Origin of the sequence: Pedobacter sp. B4-66, from assembly GCF_018492665.1 — a bacterium.
In the GTDB taxonomy this organism is placed as follows: Bacteria; Bacteroidota; Bacteroidia; order Sphingobacteriales; family Sphingobacteriaceae; genus Pedobacter.
Map to the genome: position 1 here is coordinate 90,482 of NZ_JAFVME010000005.1, position 25,475 is coordinate 115,956.

The 25,475-nt window shown below is 37.8% G+C and carries 21 protein-coding genes; 9 read left to right on the top strand and 12 right to left on the bottom strand.

The genetic code is table 11. From position 1 onward, the window contains the following. Positions 1-51: 51 nt before the first annotated feature. The gene (locus tag J1905_RS09795) at positions 52-732 is read left to right on the top strand and encodes a YiaD family glycine zipper/OmpA-like lipoprotein (protein WP_214227102.1); all 681 of its coding nucleotides are present in this window, start codon (positions 52-54) and stop codon (positions 730-732) included. Positions 733-811: 79 nt separating this feature from the next. Here the strand turns inward: J1905_RS09795 and J1905_RS09800 are convergent, their stop codons facing one another. Continuing rightward, positions 812-1,156 (bottom strand): hypothetical protein, encoded by a 345-nt coding sequence (locus J1905_RS09800; RefSeq protein WP_173089838.1) that lies wholly within the window; start codon positions 1,154-1,156, stop codon positions 812-814. Positions 1,157-1,289: 133 nt separating this feature from the next. On the opposite strand from J1905_RS09800, the gene J1905_RS09805 reads away from it, so the two are divergent. Together J1905_RS09805 and J1905_RS09810 are read left to right on the top strand one after the other, a co-directional pair. Continuing rightward, complete coding sequence (locus J1905_RS09805; protein WP_214227103.1) at positions 1,290-2,303, top strand: Gfo/Idh/MocA family oxidoreductase; 1,014 nt, start codon at positions 1,290-1,292, stop codon at positions 2,301-2,303. A gap of 4 nt (positions 2,304-2,307) precedes the next feature. Then, positions 2,308-3,087 (top strand): M90 family metallopeptidase, encoded by a 780-nt coding sequence (locus J1905_RS09810; protein WP_214227104.1) that lies wholly within the window; start codon positions 2,308-2,310, stop codon positions 3,085-3,087. On the opposite strand, the gene J1905_RS09815 is transcribed toward J1905_RS09810, so the two are convergent. Continuing rightward, on the bottom strand, positions 3,082-4,071 hold the full coding sequence (locus J1905_RS09815; RefSeq protein WP_173089835.1) for an alpha/beta fold hydrolase: 990 nt from the start codon (positions 4,069-4,071) through the stop codon (positions 3,082-3,084). The two genes, J1905_RS09810 and J1905_RS09815, sit on opposite strands and share 6 nt — an antisense overlap. An 88-nt stretch (positions 4,072-4,159) precedes the next feature. Between J1905_RS09815 and hutH the strand changes: the two genes are divergently transcribed. Further along, complete coding sequence (gene hutH / locus J1905_RS09820; RefSeq protein WP_214227105.1) at positions 4,160-5,650, top strand: histidine ammonia-lyase; 1,491 nt, start codon at positions 4,160-4,162, stop codon at positions 5,648-5,650. 58 nt (positions 5,651-5,708) lie between these two features. Here hutH and J1905_RS09825 read toward each other — a convergent pair whose 3' ends face one another. Next, the gene (locus J1905_RS09825; RefSeq protein ID WP_214227106.1) at positions 5,709-8,030 is read right to left on the bottom strand and encodes a TonB-dependent receptor; all 2,322 of its coding nucleotides are present in this window, start codon (positions 8,028-8,030) and stop codon (positions 5,709-5,711) included. Between the two features lie 123 nt (positions 8,031-8,153). Beyond that, positions 8,154-8,498 (bottom strand): hypothetical protein, encoded by a 345-nt coding sequence (locus tag J1905_RS09830; protein WP_214227107.1) that lies wholly within the window; start codon positions 8,496-8,498, stop codon positions 8,154-8,156. A 72-nt stretch (positions 8,499-8,570) separates the two neighbouring features. Between J1905_RS09830 and hutU the strand changes: the two genes are divergently transcribed. Then, positions 8,571-10,223: a urocanate hydratase gene (gene hutU, locus J1905_RS09835; protein ID WP_250318068.1), complete on the top strand. Its 1,653-nt coding sequence runs from the start codon at positions 8,571-8,573 to the stop codon at positions 10,221-10,223. Continuing rightward, entirely contained in the window at positions 10,220-10,693 is a 474-nt protein-coding gene (locus J1905_RS09840; RefSeq protein ID WP_214227109.1) for a nuclear transport factor 2 family protein, read from the top strand. The genes hutU and J1905_RS09840 overlap by 4 nt, the downstream gene beginning before the upstream one ends. On the opposite strand, the gene hisS is transcribed toward J1905_RS09840, so the two are convergent. The 3 genes from hisS to pdhA all read right to left on the bottom strand — a co-directional run bounded on the left by hisS (position 10,690) and on the right by pdhA (position 14,856). Next, positions 10,690-12,078: a histidine--tRNA ligase gene (hisS, locus tag J1905_RS09845; protein ID WP_214227110.1), complete on the bottom strand. Its 1,389-nt coding sequence runs from the start codon at positions 12,076-12,078 to the stop codon at positions 10,690-10,692. The genes J1905_RS09840 and hisS overlap by 4 nt on opposite strands. Positions 12,079-12,193: 115 nt before the next feature. After that, positions 12,194-13,831: a dihydrolipoamide acetyltransferase family protein gene (locus J1905_RS09850; protein WP_214227111.1), complete on the bottom strand. Its 1,638-nt coding sequence runs from the start codon at positions 13,829-13,831 to the stop codon at positions 12,194-12,196. Positions 13,832-13,860: 29 nt separating this feature from the next. Next, on the bottom strand, positions 13,861-14,856 hold the full coding sequence (gene pdhA, locus J1905_RS09855) for a pyruvate dehydrogenase (acetyl-transferring) E1 component subunit alpha (RefSeq protein ID WP_108204833.1): 996 nt from the start codon (positions 14,854-14,856) through the stop codon (positions 13,861-13,863). A 234-nt stretch (positions 14,857-15,090) separates the two neighbouring features. On the opposite strand from pdhA, the gene J1905_RS09860 reads away from it, so the two are divergent. From J1905_RS09860 to J1905_RS09870, 3 genes are all read left to right on the top strand, one after another. Beyond that, positions 15,091-15,645 carry a C40 family peptidase gene (locus J1905_RS09860; protein ID WP_173089827.1) on the top strand — a complete coding sequence of 185 codons (555 nt, stop codon included), beginning with the start codon at positions 15,091-15,093 and terminating at the stop codon, positions 15,643-15,645. Positions 15,646-15,715: 70 nt separating this feature from the next. Beyond that, the gene (locus J1905_RS09865) at positions 15,716-16,828 is read left to right on the top strand and encodes a CapA family protein (protein ID WP_214227112.1); all 1,113 of its coding nucleotides are present in this window, start codon (positions 15,716-15,718) and stop codon (positions 16,826-16,828) included. Positions 16,829-16,902: 74 nt separating this feature from the next. After that, a complete protein-coding gene (locus J1905_RS09870) occupies positions 16,903-17,835 on the top strand; it encodes an SPFH domain-containing protein (RefSeq protein WP_214227113.1) in 933 nt (310 codons plus the stop codon). A gap of 87 nt (positions 17,836-17,922) precedes the next feature. Here J1905_RS09870 and J1905_RS09875 read toward each other — a convergent pair whose 3' ends face one another. The 5 genes from J1905_RS09875 to J1905_RS09895 form a co-directional block, all read right to left on the bottom strand. Beyond that, complete coding sequence (locus J1905_RS09875; protein WP_214227114.1) at positions 17,923-20,115, bottom strand: carboxy terminal-processing peptidase; 2,193 nt, start codon at positions 20,113-20,115, stop codon at positions 17,923-17,925. A gap of 164 nt (positions 20,116-20,279) precedes the next feature. Next, on the bottom strand, positions 20,280-20,984 hold the full coding sequence (locus J1905_RS09880; RefSeq protein WP_214227115.1) for a tetratricopeptide repeat protein: 705 nt from the start codon (positions 20,982-20,984) through the stop codon (positions 20,280-20,282). 75 nt (positions 20,985-21,059) lie between these two features. Then, positions 21,060-23,591 (bottom strand): phosphocholine-specific phospholipase C, encoded by a 2,532-nt coding sequence (locus J1905_RS09885; RefSeq protein WP_214227116.1) that lies wholly within the window; start codon positions 23,589-23,591, stop codon positions 21,060-21,062. Positions 23,592-23,731: 140 nt separating this feature from the next. Further along, positions 23,732-24,574, bottom strand: coding sequence for an isoaspartyl peptidase/L-asparaginase (locus J1905_RS09890; RefSeq protein WP_214227117.1), 843 nt, complete (start codon positions 24,572-24,574; stop codon positions 23,732-23,734). Further along, entirely contained in the window at positions 24,575-25,450 is an 876-nt protein-coding gene (locus tag J1905_RS09895) for a cyanophycinase (protein ID WP_214227118.1), read from the bottom strand. It abuts the gene before it with no gap. Positions 25,451-25,475 lie beyond the last annotated feature (25 nt).

Sequence of the window (25,475 nt, forward strand, 5' to 3'; positions counted from 1 at the left end):
AAACTGGCATTAGGTTTGAGTTAGGCTCAAAGTAAAACAAACAATTATATTATGATTACTTCGAAATTTAAAATAGCAACATTTAGTATCGCTCTTTCTCTTGGTGCAATGGCATTTCAAGGATGTGATAGTTTAACAAAAACACAAAAAGGAGCAGGTATTGGTGCTGCAGCAGGTGGTGTTCTTGGTGCTATTATTGGTAAAAAAGCTGGTAATACAGCTGTTGGTGCTATTATAGGTGCTGCTGTTGGTGGTACTGCCGGTGGTTTTATTGGTAAAAGAATGGACAAACAAGCAGCTGAAATACAGAATGCTATTCCAAATGCTGAAGTTATCCGTGAAGGAGAAGGTATTATTGTTAAGTTTGATAGCGGTATTCTTTTTGGTTTCGATAAATCGGATTTAACTGCTCAAGCTAAAACAAATGTTAAATCATTAGCAGGATCATTAAACCAATATCCTGGAACAGACATTAAAATTATTGGTCATACTGACAACAAAGGTACTGAGACGTACAACATGGCGTTATCTGAAAGAAGAGCTGCAGCTGTTAAAGCATATGCGGTTTCTCAAGGAGTTCCTTCATCTCGTTTGATCACTTTAGGTAAAGGTTTTTCTGAGCCAATTGCTGACAACGCAACTGAAGAAGGAAGAGCTGCTAACCGTAGAGTTGAGGTTGTTATCGTTGCTAACGATCAGTTGAAAAAAGAAGCTCAACAACAAGGCAAATAAGAACATTTACATCTACCTATAAAATAAAAACCCGTCGTACTATGTACTTCGGGTTTTTTACTTTTTATGATATATCTCCTTATTGGTAGATATCTTCAAAATAATCTATAGCAAGGGATTTAAGAAGTAATTCCTGCTCCATCATTGCAAATGAGGGAACTGCTTTTACAAGTTTCCAATGGGGCCATCCGTCCTGGTCTAATCCTTCCAGTTCATAGAATCCCATTTCACTTAATAAACGACAAGTAGCAATATGCATTAGCTCTTCCTTTTGGCGTTTACTATACTTCCCCGGGCCTTTCCCTAACTCCTGAACACCAATCAAAAACAGTATAACTTTTAGATCGGGTACATCAGAATCAAATTCCTGTGCTATCTTTTGTTGCAAAATTTTCCATTTCGCATGTATTTCTGCAGGTTTCATATTACAAAGATACAATTAGACCCGAAGCTTTATTACAATAATATTAAGGGTTTAGTAAAGTGATTTCTTATTTTTAGCAGAATGTTATAGAGGTTACAATAGCTTCGAGGAATTAAAAGGAAATTATATTAAAATGGAAAAAAAAATTATAACGGGCGTAATGGCCTACGGGATGTCTGGAAAGGTATTTCATGTCCCTTTTGTTGATGCACATCCAGGTTTTAAATTACATGCGGTAACTGAACGTAACCAAAAACAGGCTGCTGAAGATTATCCGGGTGTAATTAGTTATAATACAATTGATGACTTGATAGCTGATGATACTATTGAACTTATCATCATAAACACTCCTAACTATACACATTTTGATTATGCTACTAAATCGTTAAGCGCAGGAAAGCATATTTTGGTTGAAAAACCATTTACTGCAACTTCTGCAGAGGCAAAGGAACTTTTTGAGTTGGCCGACCGTATGGGAAAAAAGATACTCTTTTACCAAAACAGGAGATGGGATAGTGATTTCATCGCAGTTCGTGAGGTTATTGAAAGTGGAAAGCTTGGAAAGTTAAACGAAATTCACTTTCGTTACGACAGATATAGATTAGCTATTGGTCCTAAAACTTTTAAAGAAGAGCCTATTGCAGCAAGTGGATTAATGTATGATCTGGGCCCTCACTTATTGGATCAAGCCATCAGCATATTTGGGAAACCTGAAACATTCCATAAAATCCTTGGCAAGAACCGTACGGGCACTAAGGTTGATGATTATTTCACTATCCACTTGGGTTACCCAAACAGTGTCAATATTTTTGTTCATTCAAATCTGCTGGTAGTTGATCCGCTACCTGCTTTTACCTTACACGGAGAAAAAGGCTCATTACATAAAGAAAAATCTGACATTCAGGAAGAGCAATTGTTAAAAAGAATGAAACCTTCTGATCCTGCCTATGGAATTGAGCGTGAAGGAAAAGAAGGAAAATTGACATTAATTGATAAAGAAGGAAATAAAACAGTACATACCGTACCTTCTTTAAGAGGAAGCTACCTATCTCTATTTGAAACAGTTTATCAAAGTATTGTTAATGATGCTCCATATCCGGTTACTCAAGATCAGGTGATTACTCAACTAGAAATTCTGGAAGCATAAAAAAATGGAAGGTTTGTTTATTCTTATCCCAATATTATTGTTGGTAATTTACTTTATTCTTAGAAAGGATAATCGCCAAAGTTATGTGCGTTTAAGCGAAGGGGATAAAGAGTTGCTATTCAAAAACGTAAGTTATTACCAGCAGCTGGAGGTAGATGATAAACTCAAATTTGAACAGAAAATTTCAGAGTTCTTAAGCTATGTCCGAATTGAAGGTGTTGGAACTGAGATTAGTGTTCTAGATAAGCTTTTAATTGCTTCAAGTGCCATTATCCCAATTTTTGGCTTTGACAACTGGAAGTACAATAACTTAAGCACTGTAGTTTTATACCCCGACACCTTTAATACTGAATTTCAATACGAAGGTGGAGAAAGAAGGGTTATGGGTATGGTTGGAAATGGTTTTATGAATGGGCAGATGATCTTATCGAGATCTGCCCTTCTACAAGGTTTTTCTAATGGTGCGGATAAAGAGAACACCGCAATTCATGAGTTTGTGCATCTGTTAGATAAATCTGACGGAGCAACAGATGGTGTTCCGCAAAACTTAATGAAGCACGAATACACAATTCCCTGGGTTAAAATGATCCATGAAGAAATACAACGCATTGAAAAGGGAAAATCCGACATTAACCCTTACGCTATTACCAATGAGGCTGAGTTTTTTGCCGTAGTTTCAGAATATTTCTTCGAAAAACCAGATCAGTTTAATGAAAAACATCCTGAGCTCTACAATAGTTTATCTAAAATATTCTTACAAGATCCTGCAAAGAAAACATTATAAACTTCCCAATAGCGCTACGTTAAATTCAGTAGGTATTTCTATATGCGGAATATGCCCACAAGCCTCGAACTCTATAATCTTTGCTCCAGGTATTTTAGCTGCAGTTTGTTTACCTAGAAGCTTGTATTGTCCGTATAGCGCTTGCTGATCAGGGCTAAGTAACCCTTTACCCACAACAGTCTTATCCTCTTTACCAATAAACAGAATTGTTGGCACCTTAATATTATAGAATTCATAAACCACCGGTTGTTCATAAATCATAGTATATGTCATGGCAGCAACCTTAGCCCATCGTGGGAAATCACCGCTATAAGTTACACCTCCGGCAATACGAACAAGCTCTTCATATTCAGCTTTCCAAACAGTAAAATATGAACTTTGATAATATTTACGAATGCTCTCTGCAGTTGCAGTTAGTTCCTTTTTATATTGATCCTCTGTACTTCCATAAGGTATAAATCGACGATAGTCCTCTAATCCGATAGGATTTTCTAACAATAATTTCTCTGTTTTTTCGGGATACATCAGTGCAAATCTTGTAGCTAACATACCTCCCATAGAATGGCCGAGAATACTGGCTTTTGTAATGCCCAGGGCATCCAGTAATTCTTTATTCCATCTGGCCATTTCATGAAAACTATAATGAATGTAAGCCTTTGACGATTTACCAAATCCGATTTGGTCAGGTACTATAACTCTGAATCCTCGGCTTGTTAATGCCTTTATAACATTCGTCCAATAATATCCTGCGAAGTTTTTACCATGAAACAATACCACTGTTCTTCCGTTTACTAACTGAGTTGGTGGAATATCCATATAAGCCATCCTAAGGTCTTGCCCCTCAGTATTAACTGCAAAATATTTTACAGGATAGGCGTACTTAACATTTTCTAAATTGATAGATATGGTATCACTTTTTTGAGCAAATACAGCAGTCGCTGTACATAATAAAACAATAATAGATAAGGATATCGCTTTTAACATAGGTTAGTTTTAAAATGAAACAATAATAAGGTAGTGAAAGTTCTAAACTTAAGCATTATTTATAATTTTGCTTAAATATAAACAAAGAATGAGCATTCATTATTTAGGTTTGGAAAGGTTAAGCCTTAGCCAGATCACAAAGATCGTTGCTGAAAAGCAATCCATTGAATTATCTGATGCTGCTATTGAAAGAATTGAAAAGTGCAGAAAATATCTGGACAATAAATTGAATCATAATGACACCCCCATCTACGGAATAAACACAGGTTTTGGTTACTTACAAAATGTAAAAATTGAGGCAGAAATGCTATCTCAATTACAACATAACCTGCTTTTATCTCATGCTTGCGGTACGGGAGAAGAGGTGCCGACAGAAATTGTTCGGCTGATGCTTTTACTGAAAATACAATCGCTCAGTTATGGTCATTCTGCAATAGCATTAACTACAGTTCAAAGACTTGTAGCTTTTTATAACAACGATATTCTTCCGGTAATCTATACTCAGGGGTCATTGGGTGCCTCTGGCGACTTAGCCCCCCTTGCACATCTGGCATTGCCGCTAATAGGTGAAGGTACCGTAACCTACAAAGGAGAAAAAACTACTACTGCTGACTTATACCGTACATTGGATTGGCAACCACTTGTTCTTCAATCTAAAGAAGGTTTGGCACTAATAAATGGCACTCAGTTTATGAGCGCATACGGAGTTTATTGCCTTTCTAAAGCACAAAATCTTGCAAAATGGGCGGATGCAATTGCCGCTACTTCTATTGATAGTTTTGATTGTAGAATTGATCCTTTTGACGACCTCAGTCATCTTATCAGACCTCATGCAGGTCAGGTGCAAACCGCAGCAAATATTAGCAAATGGCTGGAAGAGAGTGAGCTGATTAAGCAAGAAGGCAAGCAGACTCAAGACCCTTATTCATTTAGATGTGTACCGCAAGTTCACGGAGCAAGTAAAGACAGCATCAATTACATACAGTCAGTTTTTGAAACTGAGATAAACTCTGTTACAGATAACCCTAATGTTTTTCCTGATGAAGACAGGATCATTTCTGCAGGTAATTTCCATGGTCAGCCTTTAGCATTAACACTTGACTTTATGTGCCTTGCTTTGGCAGAATTTGGATCGATATCTGAAAGGCGAACTTTTCAACTGATCTCAGGACAGCGCGGCCTGCCTCCTTTTCTTGTTAAAAATGCCGGATTAAATTCCGGGCTGATGATAACTCAATATACTGCTGCATCTATTGCCAGTGAAAACAAGCAGCTATGCACACCGGCATCTGTAGATAGTATTGTTTCGAGTAATGGACAGGAAGATCATGTAAGCATGGGAGCTAATGCAGCCACCAAATGCTTAAGGGTTGTAAATAACTTAGAGAGAATTTTGGCAATTGAGTTGTTAACCGCAGCACAGGCTTTAGAATTTAGAAGACCTCTTAAAACATCTCCCCAATTAGAAAAATTGATTTCAGCTTTCAGGAAAGAAATACCGGCTCATGAAAACGACAGACTACTCTCTACTGAAATTCAGAAATCTGTGCAGTTTTTAAGGGAATATAGAGGGGTTTAGAAACTCAAAAGCATGTGGTATTAAAAAGAATGTTTTTAATACCACATGCTTTAATGATTTACTTTTTCAAAGTGAACGGAATATTCACACCAAAAGTGATATTGCGTCCCTGATTGTAAATACCAAGCGTCTGATCTTCATCACTTAACCTTCCTGGCTTAAATCGGCTTAAATGGTCGTAATATGCCTTATCCAGTAAGTTCTTACCTGCTACATAAATCGTGATATCTTGAGTTTTGCTCAATTTAACTGTCGTTCCAATTGCTGCATTCAAGAGCGTATAACCCGATGATGTTTGTTCAAAACTGTCTACTTTACTTTGCTTAAAGAAATTATCAATCCCAACAGAAACATAGGAATGTTCCATGCCGTTTATTTTTGGCTCAAAGCGCAATTCATTACGCAAAGTTGCTGCCGGAATAAAAGGCAAAGACTCTTTGGTAGTACGATTGGTTGCTCTGGTAAAAGAAAACCCATTCTCTAAGTGGATAAAACTTACAGGATGTAGGGTTAAAGAAGCCTCTATCCCTCTTAAAAAAGCATTGTTCTGAACAAAGTTATATACAGGAAAGTTTCTGCCGTCCACTTCTTTTGTATCTCCATTAGTACTGTAATAAATGTAATCGTTGATGTAATTTGCGAAACCCCCTAAGCTGGCACTTAGATATTTGTTCTCATAATCAAATGAGGCATCAAATTGATAACTCTGCTCAGGCTTAAGATCCGGATTACCTACCTCATAACGAAATACCCCCTCATGAACTCCATTAGAAGATAACTCTGCAATATTTGGTGCTCTAAAAGCACTCCCCAAATTCGTTTTAAAGCTAAGCTCATCATTAAACTCATGTGTATAACCAAGGGCACCGGTAATATGAGAAAACTTATTACTAAAAGCATTAAAGTCTACATCATCAGTATGAAAATCTTTACCTGTCATTTTTCTATAATCGAAACGGGCACCCACATTAAATGTGTTCTTGTCCCATGTTTTCTTAACAAAAGCAAAGCCTCCAAATGCCTGACTATCAAAATCTGGAATTAGCTGTTCTAATCCGCCTGTATTTAAACTATGAATAAACTCCCCCGAAACACCAATTACGGGTGCCCAGCCATTCATTTCATTAAAGGAATACTTTAGATCATAGCTATAGGCATAGCTGTTTAAAAACAGTTCCGGGTCCTCTCCTGCTGCAGACAGCTCTCTTCTTAGGTTATGTTGATAGCCCAAAGTCGTTTTTAAACTTCCATCTCCCAATAAAATATTACTATTTAAAGCAATTTTATAGTGACGAACATCTTGTTTTGGAAACGCCAATGCTCTATCCTTATTCTGACCATCAGTAAATACCTCACCGTCCTCATTTACAAGCTGCCCTTCTTCATTTCTTACCGGCTCATAAAATCCGATATTAGTACGAAAACTAGACGCATCTAAATGTGCATATCCCCATCTTTTATTCAGACCGATTTGCCCTTCAAAATTAGATTCATTGAATCCGGAATTAGGAACATATTCGGTTGGTGTTTGGTAAGAATAAGCATTTTTATAGGAACCTCTGGCTCTATAAACAAACCCATTTTCATTACCCTGAAGCATTAAAGAGCTACCTGTTAAACCATTATTTGTTGCATAATTTGTTAAGAATTCGCCTTTCAAATACCCCTCAGGAACAGGAAGCGCATCGAGGATATTAATAACTCCCCCTAAAGCATCTGAACCATACATTAAGCTTGCAGGCCCTTTTAACACCTCAACCCTATCCGCACTGTACTGATCAATTTCGATACCATGTTCATCTCCCCATTGCTGTCCTTGTTGCTTCACCCCATTATTTAAAGTAACTACTCTATTGTAGCTTAATCCACGAATAACCGGCTTTGATATACCAGCTCCAGTTGTGATCTGAGATACCCCTGGAGTACGGGATATAGCGTCTATTAAATTGGTTGATGGGCGATACAAAAGATCGGCCTTGCTAATAGTTGCAATAGAGGTACTATTTTTCTTATTATCGGAACTATTCGCCGATCCTGTAATAACCACTTCTCTTCCCTCAATTACACTCGACTTTAAAGCGAACTCCATTGAGCCTACGGTCTTAAAATCGACAGTTTGTGTTATTGTTTGGTATCCTAAATATCTAATCTGCACCAGGAAATTTCCATGTGCAGGAACATTTTTGAGGATAAATTCACCTGATTCGTTTGTCATAGCGGAAACTCGAAGATCAGGGATTAAAATTGATGCTCCTGGTAGTGGTTGCTTAGTTTCAGCATCAATCACTTTACCCTTCAATTCTATTAATTCAGCAGCAAAACTATTGGCTGACAAAAATGTATATAGTAGTACAACTAGTAAAAATTGTATCTTTTTCATGAATGTATTTATATGAGTACAAAACCAGTTCTATGATTAAACAGGCTTTATTTGAGTGTATAAAAATCATGAAGCACCACATAAAAAAATGCAGCTTCACGAAAACAATAATTTAATTAGGAATTAAACTATAGGAGGACCTCTTAACCCTAAGCTAATCAACTCAGCATAAGAACTGCTGATTGCTTCTACAGGTTTTAAAACAGGTTTACTAGCCTGATATAGGGTGTAGTGAGAATGTGTAGTGATGTAGTCTTTTTCGAAATGAGCGGCGCAAATCAAACAGGTATCAGCATGGTTGCGAATGTGATATTGATGTTTACAGGTCTCCCCATTTTTGGCACAAGAAATTTCCTCCTCATGATGATTATGAAGAATGCTAAACGGCGTAAGTGCAATGGAAAAGACCATTAACAAAACAACCGAGATAGCTCTATTGATATGTAAAACCTTTTCTTTCAATTTCAAAGACCAAACTTAACCAATTCTATATAATTCTATACATTTGTCTGGTAACATTGCCTTTATATGACTGCTATTATGAATTTAAATCTTGATCTCAGTAAAAAAAATACACCAACAGGCACCACATTAACCTGTAAAGGGTGGGTGCAGGAAGCTGCATTACGAATGTTATTAAACAACCTTGATCCCGATGTAGCTGAACGCCCCGAAGAGCTTATTGTATACGGTGGTCGTGGTAAAGCTGCAAGAAATAAAGAAGCCCTCGCGCTAATCATTAAAGCCTTGCAAAATCTGGAAGATACAGAAACCCTGCTAATACAATCGGGGAAACCAGTTGGAGTATTGCCAACACATAAAGATGCTCCAAGAGTTTTGATCTCCAATTCTCAGCTCGTTCCTAAATGGGCTACCCAACAACATTTTGATGAACTGGAAGATAAGGGCTTAATGATGTATGGCCAGATGACTGCAGGTTCATGGATTTACATCGGTTCACAAGGCATAGTGCAAGGCACTTACGAAACCTATTCCGCGTTAGCGAAAAAACACTTCAACAGCAATTTAAAAAACACTTTAAATGTTACAGCTGGTCTAGGTGGCATGGGTGGCGCCCAACCACTTGCGATAACAATGAATCAAGGTGTTTGTTTAGCCGCCGAAGTTGAAGAATGGCGTATTCAGAAAAGACTGGAAACACGGTACATCGACGAAATTGAACACAATATAGATGCTGCAATTGACAGGGCATTACAATACAAACAAGAGGGCAAAGCCTTATCTATCGGAGTAGTTTGCAATGCTGTTGAACTATTACAGCGACTGATGGAGAGAAATATCACACCTGATACATTAACAGATCAAACCTCTGCGCATGACCCTTTAATTGGCTACTTCCCTGAAGGATTAAGTGTTTCAGAAGCTAACACTTTGCGAAAAGCGAATCCCGAAAAGTATGTAGAATTGTCTTATGCTACCATGGCTAAGCATGTGCGACAAATGCTGGAATTACAGCGTCGTGGCGCTATCACATTTGACTACGGGAACAATCTACGTGGCCGTGCATTGGAAGTGGGGGTTAAAGATGCGTTTGACTTCCCTGGTTTCGTTCCTGCCTATATTCGTCCACTATTTTGCGAGGGAAAAGGTCCTTTTAGATGGGCAGCCTTAAGTGGTGACCCACAAGATATTTATGAAACTGACAATCTGATTCTTGAGCTATTCCCTGAAAATGAAAGCTTAAAACAGTGGATCACCATGGCTCAGGAACGTATTGCCTTTCAGGGCTTACCCGCCAGAATTTGCTGGCTTGGACAAGGAGAACGTGAAAAAGCAGGTGTTGCATTTAACAAACTGGTAGCCGAAGGAAAAGTAAAAGCTCCAATTGTAATCGGTCGAGATCACTTAGATACAGGCTCTGTCGCCTCCCCTAATCGGGAAACCGAAGCTATGTTAGACGGTTCCGATGCTGTAGCAGATTGGCCTATTCTTAATGCACTCATTAATACTGCTGGTGGGGCAAGCTGGGTTTCATTACACCATGGTGGTGGAGTGGGAATTGGATACTCTATCCATGCGGGGATGGTAATAGTTGCAGATGGCACAGCTGATGCCGAAGCTAGAATTAAAAGGGTATTACATAATGACCCTGCAATGGGGGTTATCAGACATGCTGATGCCGGATATGATATTGCAAAAGACACTTTAAGAAAACACCGTTTAGGCTTATGACAACGAACGAAGAACTTATCCGCCACTTTTACACCAGTTTTCAAAATAAGGACATAAAGGCAATGCAAAACTGCTATGCTGATAATGCAACCTTTAGCGATCCTGTTTTTAGTAATTTAGATGCAAATCAAGTGCGAGCTATGTGGGCCATGCTCATCAAAAGCGGTAAGGATATGCGAATTGAATTCAAAAATATCTCAGGCAATGAGACCGGAGGCAGTGCTGAATGGGATGCATACTACACTTTTTCTGCTACCGGAAACAAAGTGATCAACCGTGTTAAAGCTTCCTTTCTAATAGAGAATGGAAAAATCATAAAGCATACGGATGATTTTAATTTCCACACATGGGCCAAACAGTCCCTTGGATTTACAGGACTTGTATTAGGATGGACAGGATTTTTAAGAAACAAAATCAGTACAAAAGAAAAAGAAAACCTGGAAGCCTTTATGGCTTCCACAAAAGGCTAACTAACTTTTAACTGTTCAATGATAGCCGCAACAGTTAATTTCTCTTGCTGACCGCTGTGCATGTCTTTTAGCGTTAACACGCCACTGCTCATTTCGTCACTGCCAATCAATATTACATAAGGAATATGCTTATCATCGGCATAGCTCATTTGCTTTTTAAGCTTCGCTGAAGAAGGATAAAGTTCAGCTGCTATATTGGCGCTACGTAGTTGCTGTAAGATCGGCAGCGCGTATCTTTCCGCTTCCTTATCAAAATTACTGATCAGAACCTTAGTGCCGGCAGCAGTAGATTCAGGAAAAAGATTCAGTTCCAACAATACATCATAAATTCTATCTGCACCAAAAGACACCCCTACTCCGGTTAAGCCTTTTAAACCAAACATACCAGTTAAGTCATCATATCTTCCGCCACCTCCGATGCTACCCATGGCAACTTCATTGGTTTTAACTTCAAATATGCAACCTGTATAATAATTTAATCCTCTTGCAAGGGTAATATCTAATTCAACATTTGGCTTTAAAGATGCATCAGCTTTAAGCATTGAAGCTACATAATCAAATACTGATTCTATCTCTTCAACACCTTTAAGTCCCGTTGCCGAAGCTGCCAATACTGTTTTCAAACTAGCAAGCTTTTGCTCATTGGTTCCTTCCAGCAAGATAACAGGCTTTAACCTATCAATATCCGCCCCAGTAAACCCACGCTCTAATAACTCTTTAATTACACCATCCAAACCAATTTTATCAAGCTTATCGATAGCTACAGTCATGTCTATAATTAGCTCAGGCTTACCTACAACTTCAGCAATTCCTGATAATATCTTACGGTTATTGATCTTGATTGTAAAATCCTTTAAACCGAGATTGCTTAACGCTTCCTGATAGATCAATATAAATTCTGCTTCATTTAATAAACTATCTGAACCGACAACATCCACATCACACTGATAAAACTCGCGGTAACGCCCTTTTTGAGGTCTATCAGCACGCCATACCGGCTGCACCTGAAAACGTTTAAAAGGAAGAGAAATATCATTCTGATGCATCACAACGTAGCGGGCAAAAGGCACCGTTAAATCGTAGCGTAATGCTTTTTCACTAATCGATGAAGTAATCGCATTTGAGTTTGCCTGTGCAAGTAGCTCAGGTTTTACTTTCGAAAGGAAGTCGCCACTATTTAAGATCTTAAATATTAGTTTATCACCCTCATCACCATATTTACCAGTTAAAGTTGATAGATTCTCCATTGAAGGAGTCTGTATCTCTGCATAACCATATTTTTTAAACACCGTTTTAACAGTATCAAAAATATAATTGCGTTTCACCATTTCTTGTGGAGAAAAATCTCTGGTTCCTTTTGCTAAAGAGGGTTTGATATTCGACATGAGCGCAAAAGTACAAAAAGTAACAAGCATAAAAAAGGTTGTCTGCTTTATGGGCAAACAACCTTTAATATTTTATATGATTTACCTGTTAAAATCTAACAGGCATATTTTCTAATTAAACCAATAATCTTATTGGCTCTTCTAGTAGTCCTTTAAGTGTCTGTAGGAAAGCCGCACCTGTAGCACCATCAACAACGCGGTGATCACAGCCTAAGCTTAGCTTCATCACATTCCCTGGTACAACTGCTCCGTTTTTAACAACCGGAATTTGTTGTATTGCACCTACTGATAAAATTGCACCATCCGGAGAGTTAATGATTGATGTAAATTCATCAATACCAAACATACCCAAATTAGAAACGGTAAAAGTAGAACCTTCCCAATCTGATGGCTGTAATTTTTTAGCTTTTGCTTTCTGTCCGTACTCCTTAACTTCTGCTGAGATATGAGATAATGACTTACCATCTGCAAAACGAACTACAGGAACTAACAAGCCATCTTCAACAGCCATAGCAACACCAATGTTAGTATGCTCATTGAAGCGGATTTTATCTCCACGCCATGAAGAGTTAACTGCTGGATGTTGTTTTAACGAAACAGCAACCGCTTTGATTATAATATCATTGAACGAAACCTTAACCGGAGCTACAGCATTAATAGCCGTACGTGCAGTCATTGCATTGTCCATATCAATACTAATATTCAAGTAGAAATGTGGAGCAGTGAACAAGCTCTCTGCTAAACGTTTTGCAATTACTTTACGCATTTGCGATACTGGTTTCTCAGTATATCTTTCTTCACCAACATATTGAGGAATAACTGGCGCAGCTATCCCTGCAGCCGGAGCTGAAGAAGATTCAGTAGCTTTAGCAGCAGGCTTAAAGTTCTCAATATCTTTTTTGATGATACGACCACCATCTGCACTACCTGCAACCTGGCTAAGATCAATACCTTTTTCCTGAGCAATTTTTTTAGCTAATGGAGATGCTTTTACGCGATCCGTACTAACTGAAGCAGCAGGAGTTTCTTCTTTCTGAGCTGATGCAGAAGATTTCTCTTCAACCGGAGCATCAGATTTTTTATCAGCAGCAGGTTTTGCCGGAGCATCACCCTGATTAAGTATTCCACTAATGTCAGTTCCTGCTGGGCCTACAATAGCGATAATACCATTTACTTTAGCCGCTTGTCCTTTTTCAACACCAATATGTAATAAAGTTCCATCAGCATAACCCATTACTTCCATAGTGGCCTTATCGGTTTCTACATCAGCAAGAATATCGTCATTTTTAACTGTATCACCTACTTTTTTATGCCATTCAGCAATTACGCCTTCAGTCATTGTATCACTTAATAAAGGCATACGAACAACAGTAACGCCTTGTTTTTCAAGATCAGCATCAGTTAATGCAGGAGCTGAAGCAGCTTCTTTTTTCTCTTCAACAGGTTTAGCAGCTGGCTCTTCATTAGCAGGTGTTGCACCAGCTTCAGCATCTAGAGCTGCTTTATAATCTTCACCTTCTTTACCAATTACAGCAATTATAGCATCAACAGGAACAGCTTTACCTTCTTCTACACCAATGTACAAAATGGTACCATCCCAATATGATTCTAAATCCATGGTTGCCTTATCGGTTTCCACTTCGGCCATAACATCGCCGCTTTTAACTTTATCGCCAACTTTTTTATGCCACTTGGCCATAACACCTTCTGTCATGGTATCGCTCATCTTGGGCATTCTAACTATTTCAGCCATTCTATATATCTATTGAAATGCGTTCTAAATTAATCTTGTACGTATGGGTAGTCTTGTTGCACATAAACATCAGTAAATAATTCTGATGCTTCAGGCCAAGGTGACTCTTCAGCAAATTTAACAGACTCATCAACAATCTGTTTTACTTTATTTTCGATTTCCTCGATCCAAGCCTGATCTGCATATTTCTCTTTAAGAATAGCTTCTCTTACAGTTTCAATAGGATCTTTAGCTTTGTACTCTTCTAATTCGTCTTTAGTACGATATTTAGCAGGGTCAGACATAGAGTGACCTCTGTAGCGGTAAGTTCTCATTTCTAAGAAAGTTGGCCCTTCACCGTTTCGTGCACGTTGAGCAGCCTCATCCATTGCATTGTGAACAGCAACAGGATCCATCCCGTCAACTGGTGCACATGGCATATCGAAACCTAATCCGATTTTATAAAGATCAAGCATGTTAGTGGTACGCTCAACTGAAGTTCCCATTGCGTAACCATTGTTTTCGCAAACAAATATTACAGGTAATTTCCAAAGCATCGCCATATTGAAAGTCTCATTTAAAGCTCCCTGACGAACTGCTCCGTCACCCATATAGCAAACATTTACATTTTTAGTGCCTTTATATTTTTCAGCAAACGCAATACCTGCTCCAAGAGGAATTTGTCCCCCTACAATACCGTGGCCTCCATAAAAATTAAATTCCTTACTAAACATGTGCATAGAACCACCTTTGCCTTTTGAGCAACCTGTAGCTTTACCATACATTTCGGCCATAATGCTGTTAGCACTTACGCCTTTTGCCAAAGCATGAGCATGATCACGGTAGGTAGTAATCATGGAATCTTCCTGATTCAATGCAGAAATAGCTCCCGCAACTACGGCTTCCTGGCCAATATACAAATGACAAAATCCACGGATTTTCTGTTGTCCGTATAATTGTCCAGTTTTTTCTTCGAATTTGCGCATCAGCAACATCGACTCAAACCACTTCAGATAGGTATCTTTATTAATTTCTACTGCACTCATTGTTGGGTGTTGATTTTTATTTACGAGAGCAAATCTACTTCTTTATTGCAACATATCGAAGAAAATGATGTAAAATGCACACTAAGGTTACAAAAAATGTTAATAACTTTTAATAATAGGTCTATGACATTTGGATAACATTTGTAAAATACATATGTTTGCCATCCAAACAATAAGCCCGCAGTGGTGTACGTTTAAGTGTAAGTGCTTTTTACCCAAACTTAACAGTATAACATGATAAAAAAGTTTTTGTTGTCTTCCCTAGTTGTATTGTGCAGCCTCTCGGCCTTAAACGCACAAACAAAAACAAAAGAAACTAATAAATTAGAAGATCCCGATAATTTAGCCTCACAGTATTTTTCGCAGGTGATGGGTGTTGCTGTTGATGCAACTTCTAACATCAAATTATATAAATTCATTTACGAATGGATTGGAACACCTTACAGATTTGGAGGGAATACAAGCAAAGGCATTGATTGTTCGGCATTTACAAAAGCCATTTACGATAAAGTTTTCAACACTACTATATTAAGAAACTCAAGAGATATTTTTAGCATGGTTGATCCATTGTCTAAAGATGAACTGAAAGAAGGTGACCTTGTATTCTTTAAAATAAAAAGCAGAAGCATTACACACATCGGAATCTATTTGGGAGATAACCGCTTTGCTCACGCTTCATCAACACGTGGTGTTGTAATCAGTAATTTAAATGAACCTTATTACTCTAGATATTTCTATAAAGGCGGAAGAATAATTGATGCTGTAAAGAATGATCTGATTGAGGAATAAGCTTCTTTTTGAATGTAACGCATTTAAGTCCTCCTGATATTTTGGGAGGATTTTTTTTTATTAATTAAAAATGAGACTTCTAAGCATAAGCCTTTTAAATATCCTGTTTAGCTTAATCCTACTAAGCTGCACCACAACAACAGCATCCACAGCTGATCTTTCACAAATTCAGGACACCACACAAAAGGACACTACAGTTTTAAAAAAAGACACTCTTTCGATAATTGCTGTTGGTGATATTATGATTGGCTCAGCCTATCCGGATAAATCAAACTTGCCAAAAGACGATGCGATAAATAGCTTCAAAAATGTAGACACTTTTTTAAAAGGAGATATTGTTTTCGGAAATCTTGAAGGATGTTTCCTCAACAGCGGTAAGTCTACAAAATGTAAAGACACCATTGGAAATAGCTGCTTTGCATTTAGAATGCCCGAAAGGTATGCCGGAATCATAAAAAATGCAGGATTCAATTTACTGAGTCTTGCAAATAACCATGTTGGTGATTTCGGCCTTAAAGGCAGAGAAAAAACCGCAAACATCCTTGATTCACTAAACATAAATTATGCGGGCCTGCAGTCGCACCCCTCAGTTATTTTCGAAAAGGATAGTATCAAATATGCATTCTGTGCTTTTGCACCCAATGAAAATACCGTTTCAATCAACAAGCTCGACAGTGCTAAATCACTTGTAGCAAGATTAAAGACGCAGGTTGACATTGTCATTGTTTCCTTTCATGGAGGTGGCGAAGGCGCCAAATTTGAACATGTGCCAAGAACAAACGAAATATTTTATAAAGAGAACAGAGGCGATGTATATGCCTTTGCTCATGGTGTAATAGATGCAGGAGCTGATGTTGTTCTTGGTCACGGACCCCATGTTACCAGGGCCGTAGAGGTTTATAAAAACAAATTTATAGCGTATAGCTTGGGTAACTTTTGTACTTATGGAATGTTTAGCCTTAAGGGGCCCAATGGATTTGCACCATTGCTTCAGCTTAAAATTAAATCAAACGGAGATTTTATTCTCGCCGATATCGTTTCAGTAAAGCAAGACAAGATTAGCCACTTAACTCTGGACACCAACTATACAGCTTTTAAAAAGATTCAGTGGCTCACCAATACCGACTTCCCGGAACATCAGTTAAATTTCTCTGATAACGGTCGTATTGAATTAAAAAAATAGTAGGCTCTACCTTTCGCAATCTATGATGTATTGTTTGTACCTTGAGGTATTCATTATCTTAATAAGAAAACGCTATGGAATACACTTTTTACATCATTCTTTTTATTGCAGCAGTAATATTAATCAGTTCATTTGTAACTGTTAAACAAGGTACGATTGCAGTAGTAACTATTTTCGGAAAATACAGGAGATTACTTAGCCCTGGGCTAAGTTTAAAAATACCCTTGATTGAAAATATTCACTCCAGAATTTCAATACAAAACAGGTCTGTTGAGCTTTCTTTCCAGGCAGTAACACAAGATCAGGCCAATGTATATTTCAAGGCCATGTTACTGTATTCTGTAATTAACCATGATGAAGAAACGATTAAGAACGTTGCCTTTAAATTCGTTGATTCCACAAACTTAATGCAAGCACTTATTCGTACCATTGAAGGCTCTATAAGGGCGTATGTAGCCACACAAAAGCAAGCAAACGTACTTGCACAAAGAAACGAAATAGTAGATCATGTTAAACACCAGATAGATCAGGTTTTAGAAAGCTGGGGTTATCACTTACAAGATTTACAGCTTAACGACATTACATTTGACGAGGAGATTATGCGCTCAATGAGTCGTGTTGTGGCTTCAAACAACTTAAAAGCTGCAGCTGAAAATGAAGGTCAAGCTTTATTGATTACTAAAACAAAAGGAGCTGAAGCAGACGGTAATGCCATTAAAATTGCAGCCGCAGCAGAACGTGAGGCAGCTCAACTTAGAGGTCAGGGTATCGCGTTATTCCGTGCAGAAGTTGCTCACGGTATGACTAAGGCCGCTCAGGAAATGGAAGAGGCCAACCTAGATATTTCAGTTATTCTTTTCACCATGTGGACTGAATCTATAAAACAATTTGCTGAAAACAGCGATGGCAATGTAATCTTCCTTGATGGATCTACTGAGGGTATGAACCGAACAATGAAAGAAATGATGGCGATGCAGATGCAAAAAAACACAGACAATAAGAAATAAACTTCAGGTTAAAATGCTATTAAAACAAGAGTGGCGACTAGAATTCTAGCCGCCACTCTTGTTTTATACTCAGTTATAACGAATTCCTTACTTGAATTCGTTCGTTGCTTTCACAACGCTTTTATCTTTATTAGGAGTTGCAAATTTCATCAAGTCCAACATCACCTTTAAACTTTCTTCTTCAACAAAATCAAAGCTCTCTTCTTTATTTATTTTATCACCTTTTTTAACAGGCGGAAGACCTCTTTCTGCTCTTAACAAATTGGTTTTTTCCAATGCTTTAGCTTCCAGGCTATCGCGTTCAGCTTTAAGTTTTGCTTGATTTAGAGTAATTGAGACTTCTTTCTCTCTCTTCTTCATATCGGCAATATCCTGATTAAGGATTTTGTAATCTAAAGATTGAGCCATTCTTTCTTTATGAAGCTTAATCAATTCAGGTTTAATCGGATTAAGATCTGCTACAGGCGTAAAATTAGATCTCTTAATCTCATCCCATGGCAGTGCCGACTTCTCAGTATCCTCGCCTATTTTATCCATTGGATATAAAGAAGGGAATTCAATATCCGGCATTACACCTTTATGTTGTGTACTACTTCCGGTTATACGATAGAACTTAGCCATTGTCAAATTGATCTGACCTAACTGAGGAGGTGCCACACCATCTTTACCTGCCGCTCCACCTGCTACGTTCTTACCAACCAAAGCAGCAAGTCTTTGCAAAATAGATGGATTTACCAGCTGATTCATATCTATAGACGACTGTACAGTTCCCTTACCATAAGTTTGAGTTCCCATGATAATGCCACGACCATAATCCTGAATTGCACCTGCAAAAATCTCTGATGCTGAAGCACTCAATCTGTCTACCATCACGCCAAATGGACCAGTCCAAATTGCACCTGCATTAGTATCTTCATCAACTTCAATAGCACCTTTAATATCCTTAACCTGCACAACAGGTCCTTTATCAATAAATAAACCAGTAAGATCGATAGCTTCTACCAAAGATCCACCTCCATTAGCTCTAAGATCCATCACAATCGCATCAACCTTATCGCGATTTTTAAGGGTATCAATTAATAACCTTACATCACGGGTTGTACTTTTATAATTAGGATCACCTGCTCTGGCAGCTTTAAAATCAGCATAGAATGCAGGAACAGTAATTATACCTATCTTATACGGTTTTCCATCAGATTGGATTGTTTTAACTTTTTTCTTAGCAGACTGCTCTTCCATAACAATTTTTTCTCTAACCAGCTCAACAATAACCGGTTTAGAAGAAAGCTCCATACCTACAGGAATTATTTTCAATCTAACTTTAGTTCCTTTAGGACCTTTAATTTTAGCAACAGAGTTTTCTATTCTCCACCCAATAATGTCCTCAAATTCTGCACTTCCTTGGGCTACACCCACAATTCTATCACCGGCACTTAATAGCTTGCTCTTAAAGGCGGGGCCACCCGGAATGATCTCTGAAATCTTAAGAACCTCATTCTCTAACTGTAGTCTTGCACCGATTCCTTCAAAAGAACGTGCCATATCTTCATTAAAAGCCTGAGCATTGGTAGGATTAAAATAATTAGTGTGTGGATCTATAGTTTCAGTAAAAGCATCCATAATGGTCTGGAAGATGTCCTGATTGTTAACTTTAGCCGCCTGGGATTTTAAATTTTGATATCTCTTGGTTAAGGTCTCAACATTTTTAGCTTCAGGTGTACCTGCAATTTTCAGATTAACAAGTTCATACTTTACTTTCTTTTTCCAAATATCATTTAATGCGGTAGTTGATGTTGCCCACGGCATCTTTTCACGATCAAAAACATAACTATCATTCTGATTAAAATCATACTTAGTTTTTATTTGATTCAATGAATAAGCAATCCATTCATTATATCTTTTTAGGTACACATTGAAAATATAAAATGGTGCATTTAAACTACCCGCTCTAAAATCATCATCCAGAGAAAATCTAAACTTTTCAAATTCCTTTATATCAGAAGCAAGAAAATAATACTTGTAAGGATCCAAATCCTTAATGTATTTGTCTAAAACCACAGAAGATATTGAATCATTAACTTTTATTTTTTTGTAATTATAGTTCTCTATGAGGGTAACTATCTCCTTACATACAAGTGCTTGTTTTTCATCGGGCACAATATTACTTACACCCTGCACCATTTGCTGTGGTTGTGGTGATGCATGACATGCGAGTACAGCGGCGGTAAAGGTTACCAATAATATTCTTTTCAACATCTCTTTTGCTATTTTAAAATCCATTTTTATAATACAACACTAATATGATACCAATTTCATAAATAAACAGAAAAGAGACAGTATTATTACTGTCTCTTTTCTGTAAACTTACGAAAGTTCTCGAAATACTATTAAAAAAATTAAACTTAAAAACACCTTCAAACACAGAAGATTACAATAATGTATTTTTATTTCTTCTTTGATGATTTTTTTACGGGCTTAGCAGTGGCAATAGCAGGAAGCATTGATCTGGCATCTTTAATCTGATTTTTATATTCAACGGTATTAGCTGATTTCGCCAAAATCTCCGCCCTGTCCAGATCCTTAGCTGCCAAAGAATACTCCTTTTTCCTGATCTTTACATTTGCAGAACCTAAAACAGACTCTATATAAGCTGAACTATTTCCTAACTGCTTGGCTAATATTCCTTGCTGAGTATAAAACCATAATGATTGAACAGGCTTATTTAAGGCAAGGTAAATCCTACCCAATTGGCTATAAGATTCCATCTGACCGTTTCTACTACCCATTTTTGAATAGTTTTTTAACGCCACATTTAAAACCACTTGTTCTGCTTCAACAAAATGTGCCAGCTGATAATGAGCATTACTTAATCTCATTAAGGCTTCACCGTAGCGAGCAAATTGCTTAGAACTATTGTATTCAAAAGCAGCCTTACCAAATAATGTTACCGCTTCATTTAGCTCCCCATTTCGTTCATTTTTCTCGGCTTCAGCAAAATAAGTATCTCCCTCTTTCTCATCGAGATTAGATACTACAATATTTATAGCCCCACTTCCCTGGGGAAGTTGCTGAGGTACAAAATGACTGGTTTGAGTCATTGCTTGATTTGATATAATCAGAAAAATGATTGCTAACCAACTCTTGTTCATACGGTAAAGATATAACAAAAGTAGTAAACAAGCACTATCTCTTCAGGCTAACTTACTAAGAAACAAGCTCAGATGCTAAACAATTCCTCCCATTAACGGATCTGTTTTAGTCTCAGCACCTGTTTCTACTCGCCCTGAAAATCGTTCCTCAAAAATATTATCCCCTTGTAGTCTTACACTAAAATCATACCAGTTAAAAGATTTTGAGAGGTCTAAAATAACGCTCACTTTCCCACCCGCAGCCAGTAACTTAGTTTGAGCCCCTTTACCGTAACTGTTATCAGTTATTATAAATGTTTGTGGTTTGGCACTGTTGTTAGCAATATCGAACTTAATATTACCGGTTAGCTTATTTGGATTAAGTCGGTTACGCTCATAGCCCACATTTATCTTAACCTGAGGGCTATTCCCATTTCCAATAAATTCCCTATGAAATCCATTTGGACCATTCACACGCAAATGGTAAGCTTCATTTTCAAATGCATTAACCGGCCAGCTATAATTCAATTGATCTCCAGCAGAAACAGCAAACGACCAATTTCTTGAAACTTCATCTTTACTTATTTCATCATTGTACTTTACAGGAACACTTACCGTAAATGGAGAACCTGCTGCTTTATCATTAAATACTTTATTACCCGATACAAAATTGATTTCGAAACTGTTTTTATCCCTACTTAATCCTCCATCCACATACAATTCATAAGGCAAGGCACAAGAAGAACGAATTCCTTTTTCCTGCACTAACATTCCTGCTTTCTGATCTGAAATTTTTTTGATCTCTGCATCAGAAAGCTTTTTGAATCCTATTGGGTCTGCCTTAAACTTGGCATTGTATATAGTTTCCACATTTTTATCTCGATCAAGAAAAGCGATTTTTTCTAATTTATTGCCGTTATAAGGACTAAAAGCGGAGGTAAGATCTCCGCAAATAGTGCGGCGCCATTGGCTAATATTATCAAGCTTTATGTTCTTTTTGAATTTCTTATTTACAAATCCTTCCAAAAACTGTAAGGATGAAGTGTGGTCAAAAACTTCAGAACACACCTTACCTCCTCTGCTCCACGGAGAAGCAATAACCATAGGCACTCTAAAACCAAGCCCTATTGGAGCCTCACGTGCCTGATTTTTAGGAATCCCCTGTTTTAGTTCATTCTCCAAACGAACATGCTCTATTTCGGTTTCTATTCCCTTTGAACATTTTCCGGTTCCGGGTATTTTGGCATCTGAGATTGAAAAAGGAGGAATATGATCATAATAACCATCATTCTCATCATAAGTAACAATAAATATCGTTTTCTTCCAAACCTCAGGGTTTTTGGTTAAAATATCGAGAATCTCTGATACATACCATGCGCCGTACCACGGAGCACTTGGATGGTCGGAGAAGTTTTGCGGACCAGCAAGCCATGATACAACAGGTAATTTACCTGTATTTACATCTTGCCTGAATTGATGAAGCAAATCGCCTTTTGGAACAGTTACTTTTCGCTCTGCACCTTCATCATTATAAGTAAGCGCTGTAATGGATCGAAAATTAGCATCGCCGGAATTAATTACAAAAGCACTTTTGTAGAGATGCTTTTCTTTTTCGGTCAGCTTATCATAGCTTTCTTTGTTCCATTTTGAAAGTTCGCTACGGGCATTATCTAATACTTCCTGTTTTTTTCTAATACTTTCAAGAGCCTTTTTCCCATCATCCTCACTAGATGGAGTCCTTTCCTGAAGTTTATTAATTTCACCAGGAAGCTCCTCTGCTTGTTTCTGTAAATTCGTGATGTACCGCTCGGAAAACTTAACATTATAAGCTTTAAAAAATTCCAGGAGGTTACAACCAAAATTAGATAACCATGAACGTTCTTCACCAACAAAACCACCTCCACAGCTTAAATCGTTTTGATAGAATTTCCATGGAATGTTATTCTCTGCCAATAATTCAGGGAACGTACCCCAAGGCATATTTCCATAACCAAAGTCTGTATTTCTAATGTTTGCTTTTGGAATACCATCTTCTTCATGAGTAATTTTACCTGTCCAGAAGAAAGAACGATTGGGTGTAGTACTAGTCATTGCAGAACAAAAGTTCTGATCGCAAACCGTAAAGGCATCAGCCATACTATAATTAAACGGCAAATCTTCTCGGGTATAATAACCTAAAGTTAAAGGCATATCAGCATACGCTTTATTGCCCGATCTTTTTGCGGGAAGCCACTTGTCGTACTTCCCAAAGTTATTGGCATCTACCTGGCTAGCTCTCGAATGAGGCAAATCACCCATCCATGTAACTTTTGTATCTTTTATATTTAATCGAAATGGAGAGTACGTATCGCCCACTGCATCAGTTTGCAACCATACCGGCTTTTTATCGGGTAAATGAACAGCCCGAGGGTCATTAAAGCCTCTTACACCTTGCAAGGTTCCAAAACAGTGGTCAAATGAGCGATTTTCCTGCATTAATATAACCACATGCTCGGCATCAAGGTAGGTACTGCCTATTTCGGGATTTATGGCAAATGCCCTTTGTATTGCCGAAGGCATAACAGTTGCCATGGCTGTACCGCCAGATAGTAACGCTACCTTTTTTAAAAAGTCTCTACGAGAATCCATTTCGTTAATAATTAAATGTTCGTGCAACAAAGCCGCAGGTCAAATATCTTTCACGAAATTAAAATTAGTGTTAGCTGGCAGTTAATCTATAACAAATACAGTATTATAGCTGTTACGTTAAACTCAATTATCAAGCATTATTATGGGAAGACCTGCAGGCTGTCATCAAAAGAAGCCCAAACCATATACGGATGAGAATCCAGATGATAAACCTCTCCTTGCGAAGAAATACCTATTACACCTGCAAAACCATCAATAAATTTCAGCTCTGCAAATGATTTTTCGCAAGCATCCTTTAAACTAAAACCATCGGTTACACGGGTAACTATCTTTGCAGCCAAAGCAGTATTTACAATATCCTCGCCCACCCCGGTACAAGAAATACCGGCAAACGGATTGGCAAAATTACCTGCTACAGTTGCAGAATCACTAACCCTGCATGGAATTTCGAAGCCTTTTCCACCTGTTGAGGTTGCTGCAGCAATATTGCCATCAGCATCCAAAGCAACACATCCAACTGTTCCCTTTCTTTCTTGCTGGTTTAATTTGGCCTGATATTCTAATCTTCTTTGCGGGGTAATTGGATCAAAATATCCAAACCCGTTTTTGGTGGCAAAAGCGGATGCTCCCTCACCACTTAGAACCCTGTCTTCATAGCCTAACAATCTCTCAGAAACCTGAATTGGATTTTTTACATCCTCAATATTGATAACTCCACTAAACTTTTGAGTTTTCCCATCCATTAGGGAGGCGCTTAAGCGGACTTTCCCGTCGCTTTGGATTTGTGACCCCAAGCCAGCATTAAACAATTCGTCATCTTCCAGCAAACTCACGGTGTAAACCACAGTTTCCAATGCTGTATGCGTTTGCAAATAAGTATTTGCTTGTGTAACTATAGCCGACAGGGCCTCCTGTTTTGCTCTTTTCGTTTCCTGATTGGTATCAGATTCACTAAAGAATCCGCCGTGTATAATTACTTTCATCTAATCTGCTGAAACAACCTTTGGATGATGAATAGTTAATTTATGCTCTGAAAGATTATAAGTATCTCCATCACACATTACATGTACAATCATGTTTTTAATAGAAACAGGTTGCCCCATTTCAACGTCGGTTAAGTTCGTATCAGCCATATCTCTGCCATCAACCAAAATAACCATTCCGCTACCTATAGCTTCCATGTTATTTCCTTCCGATATATATAACCCTGTGTCTTCACCTAAACCTATACCTAAAATACCCGGATTACTTGCCGTAGCATATAACAAACGACCTATTCTACCTCTTTGTACAAAATGTGTATCTACAATTACTCCATCAATAAAGCCTAGTCCGCCGGTAATTTTAACCTCTCCTTTTAAAAGTGCATCCTTAGAACTTCCCTGATAGATCATATTTTTGGAAGATGCCGCAGCACCAGCCGATGTTCCTGCAATTACTACAGGTTCATTCTGGTATTTATCCAATAAGATTTGATGAATAGATGTACCTCCAAATATTGATGACAAGCGAAGCTGATCTCCACCCGTAAAAATGATAACATCAGCAGCTTTTACTCTTTCACAATTCTCAATTGAGTTGGCTTGTTCACGATTGTTAATATTTAACACACCAACATCTTGCACATCAAGTTGGGCAAATGCCTTTATATACTCTTCACCAACTTTCTCTGGAATAAGTGATGCAGTTGTGATGATTTCGAATCTTGATTTATTATCTTTTATAGATTCAACAGTAATTTTCTTTAAAATACCCCTTTCAAAAAAGTTCATATTTTGGGGCAACCCGAACTGAGTTTCAGTAAAACTTCCGGTATTTATTGCACCCCCTATAATAATTAATTTACCCTTCGGAGTCATTTCAAATATTTATATTTCCAATAGG

Coding starts and splice junctions, on each gene's coding strand:
- J1905_RS09840 (WP_214227109.1), top strand. CDS start 10,220: ATGACAACGAACGAAGAACTTATCCGCCACTTTTACACCAGTTTTCAA.
- J1905_RS09870 (WP_214227113.1), top strand. CDS start 16,903: ATGGAATACACTTTTTACATCATTCTTTTTATTGCAGCAGTAATATTA.
- J1905_RS09865 (WP_214227112.1), top strand. CDS start 15,716: ATGAGACTTCTAAGCATAAGCCTTTTAAATATCCTGTTTAGCTTAATC.
- J1905_RS09795 (WP_214227102.1), top strand. CDS start 52: ATGATTACTTCGAAATTTAAAATAGCAACATTTAGTATCGCTCTTTCT.
- pdhA (WP_108204833.1), bottom strand. CDS start 14,856: ATGAGTGCAGTAGAAATTAATAAAGATACCTATCTGAAGTGGTTTGAG.
- hisS (WP_214227110.1), bottom strand. CDS start 12,078: ATGTCGAATATCAAACCCTCTTTAGCAAAAGGAACCAGAGATTTTTCT.
- J1905_RS09805 (WP_214227103.1), top strand. CDS start 1,290: ATGGAAAAAAAAATTATAACGGGCGTAATGGCCTACGGGATGTCTGGA.
- J1905_RS09800 (WP_173089838.1), bottom strand. CDS start 1,156: ATGAAACCTGCAGAAATACATGCGAAATGGAAAATTTTGCAACAAAAG.
- J1905_RS09810 (WP_214227104.1), top strand. CDS start 2,308: ATGGAAGGTTTGTTTATTCTTATCCCAATATTATTGTTGGTAATTTAC.
- J1905_RS09885 (WP_214227116.1), bottom strand. CDS start 23,591: ATGGATTCTCGTAGAGACTTTTTAAAAAAGGTAGCGTTACTATCTGGC.
- J1905_RS09880 (WP_214227115.1), bottom strand. CDS start 20,984: ATGAACAAGAGTTGGTTAGCAATCATTTTTCTGATTATATCAAATCAA.
- J1905_RS09860 (WP_173089827.1), top strand. CDS start 15,091: ATGATAAAAAAGTTTTTGTTGTCTTCCCTAGTTGTATTGTGCAGCCTC.
- J1905_RS09875 (WP_214227114.1), bottom strand. CDS start 20,115: ATGGATTTTAAAATAGCAAAAGAGATGTTGAAAAGAATATTATTGGTA.
- hutU (WP_250318068.1), top strand. CDS start 8,571: ATGAATTTAAATCTTGATCTCAGTAAAAAAAATACACCAACAGGCACC.
- J1905_RS09895 (WP_214227118.1), bottom strand. CDS start 25,450: ATGACTCCGAAGGGTAAATTAATTATTATAGGGGGTGCAATAAATACC.
- J1905_RS09890 (WP_214227117.1), bottom strand. CDS start 24,574: ATGAAAGTAATTATACACGGCGGATTCTTTAGTGAATCTGATACCAAT.
- J1905_RS09825 (WP_214227106.1), bottom strand. CDS start 8,030: ATGAAAAAGATACAATTTTTACTAGTTGTACTACTATATACATTTTTG.
- hutH (WP_214227105.1), top strand. CDS start 4,160: ATGAGCATTCATTATTTAGGTTTGGAAAGGTTAAGCCTTAGCCAGATC.
- J1905_RS09815 (WP_173089835.1), bottom strand. CDS start 4,071: ATGTTAAAAGCGATATCCTTATCTATTATTGTTTTATTATGTACAGCG.
- J1905_RS09850 (WP_214227111.1), bottom strand. CDS start 13,831: ATGGCTGAAATAGTTAGAATGCCCAAGATGAGCGATACCATGACAGAA.